The sequence below is a fragment of the Brevibacterium album DSM 18261 genome (assembly GCF_000426445.1).
GTDB classification, from domain to species: Bacteria; Actinomycetota; Actinomycetes; order Actinomycetales; family Brevibacteriaceae; genus Brevibacterium; species Brevibacterium album.
Map to the genome: position 1 here is coordinate 222120 of NZ_AUFJ01000011.1, position 12324 is coordinate 234443.

A 12324-nucleotide genomic window follows, 5' to 3' on the forward strand; every position below is an offset into this window, starting at 1 on the left:
CGGGATGCCTCTCTTCCAGGGGTGCGGTCGGTCGGAGCGGTCAGTCGAAGGAGAACCAGCGCCGCGCGGCCAGGGCGCCTGCCAGTGCCCAGGCCGCGAGCACGAGGAGGGGGACCCAGGCGATGGTCCCGGCCGTCACGGCCGCGCGCAGGGCCTCGCCGAGCGCGCCGGGCGGCAGCCAGCCGACGAGCTGGCCCCACAGGCCCTCGCGCGGCAGCAGCAGGCCGCCGGCCGCCGCCATGAGGACCCACAGCAGATTGGCCACCGCGAGGGTGGCCTCCGGCCGCAGGGTCCCGGCCATGAGCACACCCCAGGACACGAGCGCGCCCGAGCCGGCGAAGAGGGCGAGCGCGACCCCCGTCCAGCTCACGGGTGCGGGGTCGAGGCCGAGCACCGCGGCGCATACGAGCACGAGCACGGTCTGGACGGCGAGCACGCACAGCACCGCCCCCAGTTTGCCGCCGATCACGCCCGAGGCGCCCAGCGGGGTCGTCGCGAGCTGCCGGAGCACCCCGTACCGGCGGTCGAAGGCTGTCTGGATGCCCTGCCCCGTGAACGCGGTCGAGGCCACGGCCAGCCCGAGCACCCCCGCTGCCGCCGTCTGCACGCCGGCGAGGCCGATCTGCGGCAGGCCCACGAGGGCGATGAGGGGCAGGATGACGGCGAGCAGCAGCTGCTCGCCGTTGCGCAGCACCGTGAGGGTCTCGAAGCGGGTCTGCGCGAGCACCCGGCGGAGTGTGAGATTCACCGCAGCGCCCTCCCGGTGAGTTCGAGGAACACGTCGCCGAGCGAGCGGCCGCGCCATTCGAGGGAGCGCAGCGCGATGCGGTGCTCGGCCAGCAGGCCCGTGACCCGGTGCAGGGCATCGGGGTCCGGGCCGCAGTCGAGGGTGAGCACGGTGCGGTCGGCGTGCAGCACGCCCTCGGCCGCGAGCGCGATGAGGAAGCCCTCCGGCGGCTCGGCCTCCGCGACCATGCGCACGGTGCGGTGCGCCGTGGTGCCCACGACCTCGTCGACGCTGCCCTCGGCGATGACGCGTCCGTGGTCGATCACCGTGACGGTGTCCGCGAGGCGCTCGGCATCGGCCATGTCGTGGGTCGTGAGGACGATCGCGACGCCCTCCCCGCGCAGCCGGGCGATGACCTCGTCGACGGCTATGCGGGCCTGGGGATCGAGGCCGGCCGTGGGCTCGTCGAGGAACACGAGCCGGGGCCTGCCGATGAGCGCGGCCGCGAGCGCGACCCGCTGGCGCTGGCCGCCGGAGAGCCGCCGCACCGAGCGCTGGGCGAACTGGTCGATGCCGAGCCGCTCCGCGAGCTCGCCGACGTCCGCGGGCGCGCTGTAGAGGCGGGCCAGGTGCCTGAGGATCTGCAGGGGCCTGGCCGACATGGGCAGGCCGCCGTCCTGGAGCATGACCCCGGCGTGCGCGGCGGTGACCGAGTGCTGTGTGAGAGGATCGGCGCCGAAGATCCGGATGCGGCCGGCGGCGGGCCGGCGCAGGCCGACGGCGCAGGCGATGGTCGAGGACTTGCCGGCGCCGTTGGGGCCCAGCAGCGCCCGCACCTCGCCGGGGCCCACCCGCAGGGAGACGCCGTCGACGACGGTGCGGCTCCCGTACGCGAGGGAGAGGCTCTCGATGCTCAGCGGCACGTCGAGGCGCGGGGGCACAGTCGTCATAGCGCCACCACTCTACCCCTCCGCCCGCGGCGCTCCCACCGGTGCTTAGGGGCTCCTTCGTTTACAATCCCGCATTTAGGTAAGACACTTGTTGCTGAAGGCGATGGAAGAGGGGGTGACAGTGGCGGCAGCTGCGGAGACGACGCCGTCCGAGGACGGCCGGACGCGGCAGCGCGTGCTCGGCTACGTCCTCGACCAGGGGCCGGTCTCGGCCTCGGCGCTCGCGAAGACGATGGACCTCACCGCGGCCGCGGTGCGCAGGCACCTGGACGCGCTCGAGGCCGACGGCCTCATCGAGGTCCGCGCCCTCACCGGCCAGAAGGCCGGGCGCGGCCGGCCGGCCCGGCAGTACACCGTGACGCCCGAGGGCCACTCGCAGATCTCGCACACCTACGACGAGCTCGCACTCGACCTGCTCACGTTCATGCGCGAGACGGGCGGGGAGGAGGCAGTCGGCTCCTTCGCCCGCAGCCACGCGGACAAGCTCCGCGAGAGGCTGCGGCGCCGACTCGAGGACTTCCGGCCGGGGGAGGCCCCCCGCGGCACGGTGGCCGAGCGCTCGCGCAGGCTCGCCCGTGCGCTCGCGGCCGAGGGCTTCGCCGCCTCGTCCACGCCGGTGGCGGCGGGCACTCCGCTGGAGGCGCTCCAGCTGTGCCAGGGGCACTGCCCCATCCAGCACGTCGCGGAGCGCTTCCCGGAGTTCTGCGAGGCCGAGCTCGAGGTGATCTCGGAGTACCTCGCGGTGGACGTCCGGAGGCTGTCCACCCTGGCAGGCGGCGGGCACGTCTGCACCACGCACATTCCCACGTCCGCGCTGGCCCGTCCCCTGCTGGGCGGACCCGCACCCGACCACAACCAAGGAGGTTCGCGGTGACCGAAACCACCGAGGCCGCTGAGACCAACCGGATCATCGAGCTGAATCCCGAGCTCAAGGACATCGGCGCCTACCAGTACGGCTGGCACGATGCCGACGACGCCGGCGCCCAGGCCGAGCGCGGCCTGAGCGAGGACGTCGTCCGCAACATCTCCGCGCTGAAGAACGAGCCGGAGTGGATGCTCCAGCGCCGGCTCAAGGCCCTGCGCCTGTTCGAGAAGAAGCCCATGCCCGGCTGGGGCGCGGACCTCTCGGGCATCGACTTCGACGACATCAAGTACTTCGTCCGCTCCACCGAGGGGCAGGCGCAGTCCTGGGAGGACCTGCCCGAGGACATCAAGAACACCTACGACCGCCTCGGCATCCCGGAGGCGGAGAAGCAGCGCCTCGTCGCGGGCGTGGCCGCGCAGTACGAGTCCGAGGTGGTCTACCACAAGATCAACGAGGAGCTCGAGCGCCAGGGCGTCATCTTCCTCGACACCGACACCGCGCTGGCCGAGCACCCCGAGCTGTTCGAGGAGTACTTCGGCACCGTGATCCCCTCCGGCGACAACAAGTTCGCCGCGCTGAACACGGCCGTGTGGTCCGGCGGCTCGTTCATCTACGTGCCCAAGGGCGTCCACGTCGAGATCCCCCTGCAGGCCTACTTCCGGATCAACACGGAGAACATGGGCCAGTTCGAGCGCACGCTCATCATCGCCGACGAGGGCTCCTACGTGCACTACGTCGAGGGCTGCACCGCGCCGATCTACAAATCGGACTCGCTGCACTCGGCCGTCGTGGAGATCATCGCGAAGAAGGACGCCCGCGTCCGCTACACGACGATCCAGAACTGGTCGAACAACGTGTACAACCTCGTCACCAAGCGCGCGATCGCGGAGCAGGGCGCGACGATGGAGTGGGTCGACGGCAACATCGGCTCGAAGGTCACCATGAAGTACCCGGCCATCTGGCTCACGGGCGAGCACGCCCGCGGCGAGACGCTGTCGGTGGCCTTCGCCGGTGCCGGCCAGCACCAGGACACGGGCTCCAAGATGGTCCACGCCGCGCCCCACACGCAGTCCTCGATCGTCTCGAAGTCCGTCGCCCGCTCCGGGGGACGCGCCGGCTACCGGGGCCTCGTGCACATCCACCCGGGTGCGGAGGGCTCCTCGAACAACGTGCTGTGCGATGCGCTGCTCGTGGACAACATCTCGCGTTCGGACACCTACCCCTACATCGACATCCGTGAGGACGATGTGACGCTCGGCCACGAGGCCACGGTCTCGAAGGTGAGCGAGGACCAGCTCTTCTACCTCCAGTCCCGCGGCATGGAGGAGACCGAGGCGATGGCGATGATCGTCCGCGGCTTCATCGAGCCGATCGCGCGCGAGCTGCCCATGGAGTACGCGCTCGAGCTCAACCGCCTCATCGAACTGCAGATGGAGGGCGCGGTGGGCTGAGGCCCGCGCATCCCGCAGGCACCCACCCCCTCGCACCTCTTCACAAGGAGACCCCTCAATGACCCAGACCCTCGAGTCCGCGCCCAGCGGCGTCCAGGTTCCCGCACAGGGCAGGGCGGACCGCACGCGGAGCTTCTCCGTCGACGCCTTCCCCGCCGTCACCGGCCGGGAGGAGGAGTGGCGCTTCACTCCCGTCCGCCGGCTCGCGGACCTGTTCGAGAACACCGTCGTCGACGGTGCGCTCACGGTCCGCCAGGAGCTGCCCGAGGCCGTGACGGTCGAGACGATCGACCTCGCCTCGGCCCAGGCCCACGGCGTCCTCGCCCCCGAGGACCGTCCGGCCGCCGTCGCCGCGTCCAATGCCGCAGGCGTGCTGCACTACCACCTGGCCGATGAGGTCGAGCTCGACGAGCCCGTCATCATCCACGCCGACGGCACCGGCACCACGGCCCACGGCCACATCCTCATCACGGTGGGCCGCCACGCCAAGGCCACCTTCGTCATCGAGCACGAGGGCATCGCCCGCTACTCGGAGCTGCTCTCCGTCGTCGTGGGCGAGGGCGCGGACCTCACGCTGGCCTCGCTCCAGCTGTGGGAGGACGGCAGCGTCCACCTCGGCCAGCACGATGCGCTCGTGGGACGCGACGCGAAGTACAAGCACATCGCGGTGAGCCTCGGCGGGGACATCGTCCGCCTCAACTCGAACGTGCGCTACGACGGCCCCGGCGGCGAGGCGGAGCTGCTCGGCCTCTACTTCTCCGATGCCGGCCAGCACCTCGAGCACCGTACGTACATCGACCACAACACGCCCAAGGCGACCTCGAACGTCATGTACAAGGGCGCCCTCCAGGGCACCGACGCGCGCAGCGTCTGGGTGGGCGATGTGCTCATCCGCCCCGAGGCGCTGGGGATCGACACCTACGAGCTCAACCGCAACCTCATCCTCACGGACGGGGCGCGCGCGGACTCGGTGCCGAACCTGGAGATCGAGACCGGCGACATCGAAGGCGCCGGCCACGCGTCCTCGACGGGCCGCTTCGACGAGGAGCACCTCTTCTACCTCATGAGCCGCGGCATCGACGAGGCGAGCGCCCGGCGGCTGGTGGTGCGCGGCTTCTTCAACGAGGTCATCCAGAAGATCGGCGTGGCCGAGGTCGAGTCCGTCCTCCACGACCGGATCGAGGACGAGCTCTCCCGGAGCGTTCTGTGAGCCTGACGCCCGTCCTGGACTCGGATGCCCTGGCTCCGGGCCAGGCCGTGCGCCTCGTCGTCGCCGACCGCGAGGTCTGCGTGGCGCGCACGGCCGACGGAGCCGTCCACGCCATCGACGACCTGTGCACGCACGGCGAGGTCTCGCTGGCCGAGGGCGAGGTGTCCGGCTGCACCATCGAGTGCTGGCTGCACGGCTCCGCGTTCGACCTCACCACCGGTGAGCCCACCACACCCCCGGCGTTCGAGCCGGTCGAGGTGTTCGCCTGCGAGGAGCGCGACGGCCGGATCCTGGTCGACGTGACCCCCTGAGACTCAAACCAGATAGGAAAAGCAACAGACATGAGCACCCTGAAGATCAGCGATCTCCACGTCGACGTCGTCACCGATGCCGGCAGCAAGGAGATCCTCCGCGGCATCGACCTCGAGCTGAACACGAACGAGACCCACGCGATCATGGGTCCCAACGGCTCCGGCAAGTCCACCCTGGCCTACGCCCTGGCCGGCCACCCGCGCTACGAGGTCACGAGCGGCTCTGTGACCCTCGACGGCGAGGACGTGCTGGCGATGAGCGTGGACGAGCGCGCCAAGGCCGGCCTCTTCCTCGCGATGCAGTACCCCGTCGAGGTCCCCGGCGTCACCGTGACGAACTTCCTGCGCACCGCCAAGACCGCGATCGACGGCGAGGCGCCCAAGCTCCGCACCTGGACGAAGGAGCTCTCCGAGTCCATGAAGAGCCTGCGCATGGACCCTGAGTTCTCCTCGCGCAACGTCAACGAGGGCTTCTCCGGCGGTGAGAAGAAGCGCCACGAGATCCTGCAGCTGCAGATGCTCAAGCCGCGCTTCGCGGTCCTCGACGAGACCGATTCGGGCCTCGACGTCGATGCGCTGCGCATCGTCTCCGAGGGCGTGAACAAGGCCAAGGCGGACACCGGCCTCGGCGTCATGCTCATCACCCACTACACTCGGATCCTCAACTACATCAAGCCCGACCGCGTGCACGTCCTCGTGCAGGGCCGGGTGGCGGAGTCCGGCGGCCCCGAGCTCGCCGACCGCCTCGAGGCCGAGGGCTACGACCGCTTCCTCGTCGGGGCCTGAGCCGTGGAGGCGCTCGAGGTGGCACGGCTGCGCGGGGACTTCCCGATCCTGGACCGGGAGGTCTCCGGGCACCGGCTGACGTACCTGGACTCCGGTGCGACCGCGCAGAAGCCGGTGTGCGTCATCGATGCGGAGCAGGAGTTCCTCACGCGGTCGAACGCAGCCGTCCACCGCGGCGCTCACACCCTGGCCGTCGAGGCCACCGACGCCTATGAGGCCGGGCGGGCCGCGCTCGCGCGGTTCACGGGCGCGGGCGAGGACGAGATCGCGTGGACGAAGAACGCGACCGAGGCGCTCAACGTGGTGGCCTACGGCTTCGCCAACGCCTCGGCCGGACTGGGCGGGTCCGAGGCCGCGCGCTTCCGGCTGGGGCCGGGCGATTCGATCGTCGTCACGGAGATGGAGCACCACGCGAACCTCGTGCCGTGGCAGCAGGTCGCCGCGCGGACCGGGGCGCAGCTGCGCTGGCTGCCGCTCACGGACGACGGCGAGCTCGACCTGAGTGCGCTGGACGAGACCGTCGATGCGAGCACGAAGGTGCTCGCCTTCACCCACGTCTCCAATGTGCTCGGGACGATCAACGACGTCGAACGGCTCGTGGCCCGCGCGCGGGAGGTGGGCGCGCACACCGTGCTCGACGCCTGCCAGTCCGTCCCGCACATGCCGGTGGACCTGCGCTCCCTGGGCGTGGACTTCGCGGCGTTCTCCGGGCACAAGATGCTCGGGCCCACGGGGATCGGGGCGCTCTACGGCCGCTCCGAGCTCCTGAACGCGCTGCCGCCCGTGCTCACGGGCGGCTCCATGATCACGACCGTGACGAGGGAGGGCGTGGAGTTCATGCCCGCCCCCCAGCGCTTCGAGGCGGGCACGCAGCCCGTCGCCCAGGTCGTGGGCCTGGCTGCCGCGGCCGACTACCTCACACACATCGGCATGGACCGCGTGGCCGCCCACGAGCGCGAGATCGCAGGTCTCCTGGTCGAGGGCGTGCAGCGGATCCCCGGTGTGCGGCTGCTGGGTCCCGCAGACCCGGCCCGGCGGATCGGCGCGGTGGCCTTCGACGTCGCCGGCGTCCACTCGCACGATGTGGGCCAGTACCTCGACGCCGCCGGGGTCGAGGTGCGGGTGGGCCACCACTGCGCCCAGCCGCTGCACCGGCGCTACGGCGTCACCTCGTCCACGCGCGCCTCGGCGGCGGTGTACACCGACCGCGAGGACGTCGACCGCTTCCTCGAGGCCCTGGCCGGCGTGCGCGCCTTCTTCGGGGCGGCCGCATGAGCGATCTCGCGCAGCTCTACCAGCAGGTGATCCTCGACCACTCCCGCCAGCGCACGGGCGAGGCCGCGCTGCTCGCACCTCCGGCCGGCGAGCGGCCGGAGGGCTACGGCTCCTCGCACCAGGTGAATCCCACCTGCGGCGACGAGATCACGGTCGAGGTGTTCGCAGGCTCCGCCGCGCCGGTCCGCTGGCAGGGTGAGGGCTGCTCGATCTCGATGGCCGCGGCCTCCGTGGCGAGCGAGATCCTCGCCGAGGACGGTCCTGAGCGGTTCCGCGCCGCGGAGGAGGCCTTCCGCGCGCTCATGCACTCCCGCGGCCGGGGCACCGCGGACGAGGAGCTGCTCGGCGATGCCGCGGCGTTCCACGGCGTCGCGAAGTTCCCCGGGCGCATCAAATGCGCTCTGCTGGCGTGGGCCGCGATCGCGGACGCCCTCGCGCAGGCGGAGAGCACCTCCCACGCAGAGTACACAGAAGGAGGACGACCATGACCGATGTCGTCGACGCACCCCGCAACGCCACCCCCGAGGAGGTGAAGGAGGCCCTGTACGACGTCATGGACCCGGAGCTCGGCGTCAACGTCGTGGACCTCGGGCTCCTCTACGGCACGAGCGTGGACGAGGAGGGGATCGCGGTCATCGAGATGACGCTGACCTCGGCGGCCTGTCCGCTCACGGACGTCATCGAGGACCAGATCGCACAGGTCCTCGACGGGATCGTCCCGGCCTTCCGGCTCAACTGGGTCTGGATGCCGCCGTGGGGTCCGGAGAAGATCACCGAGGACGGCCGGGAGCAGATGAGGGCGCTTGGGTTCAACATCTGAGCGGGGCCGCCGCATGCGGGGCTCGGCGCTGCCGCATCCGGTCCTCCCATGACGGAGCCGCTCGTCGCCGCCTGCGACGGATCGGCGCTGGGGAACCCGGGACCCGCCGGCTGGGCCTGGTACGTCGACGAGGCGTGCTGGGCCGCCGGCGGCTGGCCGGAGTCCACGAACAACCGCGGCGAGCTGCAGGCGGTGGCGGAGCTGCTCGCCTCCGCCCGCGGCCTCGACCGCGATCTGCACATCCTGTGCGATTCCAAGTACGTCATCAACGCGGTGACGAAGTGGATGCACAAGTGGCGGCTGAACGGCTGGAAGAAGGCCAACCGCGAGGACGTGCTCAACCGCGACCAGCTGGAGGTCCTCGACGCCCTCGTGCGCGAGTACGAGGCCGCCGGCCGCCGTCTGCGGTTCGAATGGGTCAAGGGCCATGCGGGCCACCCGCTCAACGAGGCCGCCGACGCCCGTGCGCAGGCCGCGGCACGGGCCTTCCGCGACGGCGCGCCCGTCGCCTCCGGGCCGGGAATGGAAGGGCTCGCCGCCAAGGCGGGCCCCGCGCCCGAGGAGCGAGCTTCCTCACAGCGGCCACCCGTCGTCGTCTCGTGTCCCCTCGAGGCGGAGCTGGCCGATAGGATCGTCGATCGTGCGCGCGCCTCGGGCCGCACTCCGCAGGAGGAGCTTGCGGACATCATCAGGAAGGGGATGTCGCTGAGATGATCGCGGCCAGTGACCTGCAGGTCGTCGTGGGGTCGCGGACCCTCATGTCGGGAGTGTCGTTCCGCGTGGACAAGGGCGATCGCGTGGGTCTCGTGGGCCGCAACGGCGCCGGCAAGACGACGCTGACCCGGGTGCTCATGGGCGAGGTGCTGCCCACCGAGGGCACCGTGACGGCCTCCGGCACCGTGGGCTATCTGCCGCAGGACCCGCGCGCGGGCGATCCGGCGTCGACGGGACGCGAGCGCATCCTCGGCGCCCGCGAGCTCGATGTGCTGGCCAGGCGGATGCGGAAGGCCGAGGCGCAGATGTCGGATCCCGATCCGACGGTGATGTCCAAGGCGATCGACCGGTACCCGCGGATCGAGGCCGAGTTCATCGCGGCCGGCGGCTATTCCGCGGAGTCCGAGGCGCTGTCCATCGCCGCGAACCTCGGGCTCACCGAGGCCCTGCTCGACCAGACGCTGGACACGCTCTCGGGCGGCCAGCGCCGCCGGGTGGAGCTCGCGCGCATCCTCTTCGCGGCTCCGGACACCATGATCCTCGACGAGCCCACCAACCACCTCGACGCGGAATCGGTCACGTGGCTGCGCGACTACCTCAAGGTGTACTCCGGCGGCCTGGTCATCATCTCCCACGACCTCAGCCTCATCGACGAGGTCGTGAACAGGGTGTTCTTCCTCGACGCGAACCGGCAGGTCATCGACATCTACGCGATGGGCTACCGGCACTACCTGGAGCAGCGCGAGGCCGATGAGCGCCGGCGCCGCCGGGAGCGGGCCAATGCGGAGAAGAAGGCCGCGGCCCTGCACGCGCAGGCGGACAAGATGCGGGCGAAGGCCACGAAGACCGTCGCGGCGCAGAACATGGCCAAGCGCGCGGACAGGATGCTCTCCGGGCTCGAGGCCGAACGGGCCGCGGACAAGGTCGCGAACCTGCGCTTCCCCGCCCCCGCGTCCTGCGGGCGGGTGCCGCTCACGGCGGAGGGGCTGAGCAAGTCCTACGGCTCCACCGAGGTGTTCACGGGCGTGGACCTCGCGATCGACCGCGGCACCCGCGTCGTGGTGCTCGGCTTCAACGGTGCGGGCAAGACGACGCTGCTGCGGCTGCTCGCAGGCACGGAGGAGCCCGATTCCGGGCAGGTGGAGCCCGGCCACGGGCTCAAGCTCGGCTACTACGCGCAGGAGCACGAGACGCTGGACACCTCGCAGACGGTGCTCGAGAACATGCGCAGGGCCTCGCCGCACCTCGACGACACCGGGGTGCGGACGGTGCTGGGCTCGTTCCTGTTCTCCGGCGACGATGTCCACAAGCCGGCCTCCGTGCTCTCCGGCGGGGAGAAGACCCGGCTCGCGCTCGCAACACTCGTGGTCTCGAGCGCGAACGTGCTGCTGCTGGACGAGCCGACCAACAACCTGGACCCTGCCAGCCGCGAGGAGATCCTCTCCGCGATCCGCCGCTACGAGGGCGCGATCGTGCTCGTCACCCACGACGAGGGCGCGGTCGAGGCGCTCGACCCGGACCGGGTGCTCCTCCTGCCCGACGGCGATGAGGACATCTGGTCCTCCGAGTACCTCGACCTCGTGACGCTCACCTGAGCTGCCGGTCCAGCGCCGCATCCTCGAGCTCCTCGGCCTCGCGGGTGCGGCGCTTCGCCGTCTTCCGGGACCGCGCCGGGCGGCCGGCGGCATCCCTGCCCGGACGTCGTGAGTCCGGGCCCCTCGCTCCGGCCAGGAGCGCGGCCTTGTCCACGACGACGTACTCCGCCTCCGGGCCCGCCGCTGTGCCCGCGGCGTCCCCTGTGCCCGCGGCATCGGGGCCCCGCTCGCCGCGGCGCACCGCATCGCGCTCCCGCTTGGCGGCATAGGCGACGCCGGCGAGGATCATGATGCCGAAGGCGATCCACTGGAACGTGTAGCTCAGGTGCGAGCCCGGATCCGTGTCCGGGGCGGGCAGCGCGTCCACGGGTGCGGCAGCGGCGGGGTCCTCGGCTTCTAGGTAGCCGTAGGCGTGGTCGTAGGCGCCGGGGCTGCCTGCGAGGATGAGCCCGGGGTCCACCGCGCGCACCGAGCCGACCGCCTCGGCCGAGGCCTCCGTGTTCTCACTCGCATCGCCGTCCTGTGCCGGCCGGAGCCAGGCGGTGACGGCGACCTCGCCGTCCGGGGGAGCGGGCAGATCGCTCGCCGCGGCCTCGGCCCCGGAGCCGGCGATCCAGCCGCGCGCGATGAGCAGCGTGGCGCCCTGGTCGGTCTCGAAGGGGACGAGCTCCCAGAAACCCGCACGGCCGTCCTTGGGACGGTTGCGCACCAGCACCGTCTCCTCCGGGCGGTACGAGCCCTGCGCGCTCACCCGCGTCCAGTCGGCCTCCTCGCCGAATTCCGCATCGGGGGACCCGAGCACCGTCTCCAGCGGAACGGGGGCGGCGCTGTAGTGGGCCTCGATCCGCTCGATCTCCGCATCGCGGGATTCGCGCCGCTGGTTCTGCCAGTTCGCGAGCAGACCGCAGGCGATCGCCGCGACCACCGCCAGGCCGATGTACTGGAGCCAGCGGCGGGTGAAGAGGAATCTCATCCCACTCCTTCGGGGATCGTATCGGCGGGGACGGTGTCGCGGAGGAAGCCGCGCAGCGAGAGGAACTCCGCGAGGCTCTCGGTGTGCGCGGGGCACGCGAGCCAGACCTTGCGGCGGGCGGGCGTGTGGAGCCGCGGATTGTTCCACAGCAGGGCCGAGGTCGCGGATGCGCGGCAGCCCTTGGCCGAGCAGATGAGCTCGGGCGCGCTCACGGCGTCCTCATGCACCTTCGCCCCTCCCATCGTCCTCGGCGCGTCCGTCCTCCGCGCGCTCTCCTTCGACCACTTCGCCCTCGATCGTCTCCGGCTCCTCCGCCGCGGGCTCCTGAGCCGCCGCATCGAGCTCGGCGGGCGCGGGCGGCCGGTACTCGGCCATCTCGTAGGTCATGAAGCGCTCGTTGGCGGCGTTGGCGATGAGGACGGCCACATAGGGCAGCACCACGGCGCCTGCGATCATCACCCAGCGGAGCCAGCCGGTCACGACGAAGGCCAGGAGCAGGCAGATGACGCGGATGATCATGGAGATCGTGTACCGCCGCACCCGCTCCCGGTAGTCCTTCTCCGCGGACTCCTGTGCCTGGGTGACAGAAGTCGGCCTTCTTCGTTCGACCATAACGACCACCGATTCTATCTCCGCTAGGCTGATGC

At 71.2% G+C, this 12324-nt stretch carries 15 protein-coding genes; 10 read left to right on the top strand and 5 right to left on the bottom strand.

All coding sequences use genetic code 11. The annotated features are described in order from the left end of the window. Positions 1-40: 40 nt before the first annotated feature. Both K318_RS0108300 and K318_RS0108305 read right to left on the bottom strand, forming a co-directional pair. The gene (locus K318_RS0108300; RefSeq protein WP_029089152.1) at positions 41-748 is read right to left on the bottom strand and encodes an ABC transporter permease; all 708 of its coding nucleotides are present in this window, start codon (positions 746-748) and stop codon (positions 41-43) included. Continuing rightward, positions 745-1677, bottom strand: a complete 933-nt coding sequence (locus K318_RS0108305) for an ABC transporter ATP-binding protein (protein WP_035281142.1) — start codon at positions 1675-1677, stop codon at positions 745-747. The genes K318_RS0108300 and K318_RS0108305 overlap by 4 nt, the downstream gene beginning before the upstream one ends. A 115-nt stretch (positions 1678-1792) precedes the next feature. Here K318_RS0108305 and K318_RS20370 point away from each other — a divergent pair, with 115 nt between their 5' ends. The 10 genes from K318_RS20370 to abc-f are packed head-to-tail and all read left to right on the top strand — an operon-like array spanning position 1793 to position 10704. Then, complete coding sequence (locus K318_RS20370; protein WP_245579815.1) at positions 1793-2551, top strand: helix-turn-helix transcriptional regulator; 759 nt, start codon at positions 1793-1795, stop codon at positions 2549-2551. Next, a complete protein-coding gene (gene sufB / locus K318_RS0108315) occupies positions 2548-3993 on the top strand; it encodes a Fe-S cluster assembly protein SufB (RefSeq protein ID WP_029089154.1) in 1446 nt (481 codons plus the stop codon). The genes K318_RS20370 and sufB overlap by 4 nt, the downstream gene beginning before the upstream one ends. A gap of 58 nt (positions 3994-4051) precedes the next feature. Beyond that, positions 4052-5203 (top strand): Fe-S cluster assembly protein SufD, encoded by a 1152-nt coding sequence (gene sufD / locus K318_RS0108320; RefSeq protein ID WP_029089155.1) that lies wholly within the window; start codon positions 4052-4054, stop codon positions 5201-5203. Next, complete coding sequence (locus K318_RS0108325) at positions 5200-5514, top strand: Rieske (2Fe-2S) protein (protein ID WP_029089156.1); 315 nt, start codon at positions 5200-5202, stop codon at positions 5512-5514. Before sufD ends, K318_RS0108325 begins: the two co-directional genes overlap by 4 nt. A 30-nt stretch (positions 5515-5544) precedes the next feature. Further along, a complete protein-coding gene (gene sufC / locus K318_RS0108330; protein WP_029089157.1) occupies positions 5545-6300 on the top strand; it encodes a Fe-S cluster assembly ATPase SufC in 756 nt (251 codons plus the stop codon). An 18-nt stretch (positions 6301-6318) separates the two neighbouring features. Continuing rightward, positions 6319-7575: a cysteine desulfurase gene (locus tag K318_RS0108335; protein ID WP_245579816.1), complete on the top strand. Its 1257-nt coding sequence runs from the start codon at positions 6319-6321 to the stop codon at positions 7573-7575. Then, on the top strand, positions 7572-8063 hold the full coding sequence (sufU, locus tag K318_RS0108340; protein ID WP_029089159.1) for a Fe-S cluster assembly sulfur transfer protein SufU: 492 nt from the start codon (positions 7572-7574) through the stop codon (positions 8061-8063). The genes K318_RS0108335 and sufU overlap by 4 nt, the downstream gene beginning before the upstream one ends. Then, positions 8060-8395 (top strand): metal-sulfur cluster assembly factor, encoded by a 336-nt coding sequence (locus tag K318_RS0108345; RefSeq protein WP_029089160.1) that lies wholly within the window; start codon positions 8060-8062, stop codon positions 8393-8395. Before sufU ends, K318_RS0108345 begins: the two co-directional genes overlap by 4 nt. A gap of 48 nt (positions 8396-8443) precedes the next feature. Next, positions 8444-9109 (top strand): ribonuclease H family protein, encoded by a 666-nt coding sequence (locus tag K318_RS20375; RefSeq protein WP_035281144.1) that lies wholly within the window; start codon positions 8444-8446, stop codon positions 9107-9109. Further along, positions 9106-10704 (top strand): ribosomal protection-like ABC-F family protein, encoded by a 1599-nt coding sequence (gene abc-f, locus K318_RS0108355; RefSeq protein WP_029089161.1) that lies wholly within the window; start codon positions 9106-9108, stop codon positions 10702-10704. The genes K318_RS20375 and abc-f overlap by 4 nt, the downstream gene beginning before the upstream one ends. On the opposite strand, the gene K318_RS20380 is transcribed toward abc-f, so the two are convergent. From K318_RS20380 to K318_RS25220, 3 genes are read right to left on the bottom strand one after another with little or no spacing between them, the layout of a single operon-like run. Continuing rightward, positions 10697-11677: an SURF1 family cytochrome oxidase biogenesis protein gene (locus K318_RS20380; RefSeq protein ID WP_051297714.1), complete on the bottom strand. Its 981-nt coding sequence runs from the start codon at positions 11675-11677 to the stop codon at positions 10697-10699. The genes abc-f and K318_RS20380 overlap by 8 nt on opposite strands. After that, entirely contained in the window at positions 11674-11919 is a 246-nt protein-coding gene (locus tag K318_RS0108365) for a hypothetical protein (protein WP_051297715.1), read from the bottom strand. Before K318_RS0108365 ends, K318_RS20380 begins: the two co-directional genes overlap by 4 nt. Beyond that, on the bottom strand, positions 11897-12289 hold the full coding sequence (locus tag K318_RS25220) for a DUF3099 domain-containing protein (RefSeq protein WP_051297716.1): 393 nt from the start codon (positions 12287-12289) through the stop codon (positions 11897-11899). The genes K318_RS0108365 and K318_RS25220 overlap by 23 nt, the downstream gene beginning before the upstream one ends. Positions 12290-12324 lie beyond the last annotated feature (35 nt).

Excerpts from the sequence above, each read along its gene's own strand:
- K318_RS20375 (WP_035281144.1), top strand. The coding sequence starts at position 8,444 with ATGACGGAGCCGCTCGTCGCCGCCTGCGACGGATCGGCGCTGGGGAAC.
- sufD (WP_029089155.1), top strand. The coding sequence starts at position 4,052 with ATGACCCAGACCCTCGAGTCCGCGCCCAGCGGCGTCCAGGTTCCCGCA.
- K318_RS0108345 (WP_029089160.1), top strand. The coding sequence starts at position 8,060 with ATGACCGATGTCGTCGACGCACCCCGCAACGCCACCCCCGAGGAGGTG.
- abc-f (WP_029089161.1), top strand. The coding sequence starts at position 9,106 with ATGATCGCGGCCAGTGACCTGCAGGTCGTCGTGGGGTCGCGGACCCTC.
- K318_RS0108305 (WP_035281142.1), bottom strand. The coding sequence starts at position 1,677 with ATGACGACTGTGCCCCCGCGCCTCGACGTGCCGCTGAGCATCGAGAGC.
- K318_RS20380 (WP_051297714.1), bottom strand. The coding sequence starts at position 11,677 with ATGAGATTCCTCTTCACCCGCCGCTGGCTCCAGTACATCGGCCTGGCG.
- sufU (WP_029089159.1), top strand. The coding sequence starts at position 7,572 with ATGAGCGATCTCGCGCAGCTCTACCAGCAGGTGATCCTCGACCACTCC.
- K318_RS0108365 (WP_051297715.1), bottom strand. The coding sequence starts at position 11,919 with ATGGGAGGGGCGAAGGTGCATGAGGACGCCGTGAGCGCGCCCGAGCTC.
- sufC (WP_029089157.1), top strand. The coding sequence starts at position 5,545 with ATGAGCACCCTGAAGATCAGCGATCTCCACGTCGACGTCGTCACCGAT.
- K318_RS25220 (WP_051297716.1), bottom strand. The coding sequence starts at position 12,289 with ATGGTCGAACGAAGAAGGCCGACTTCTGTCACCCAGGCACAGGAGTCC.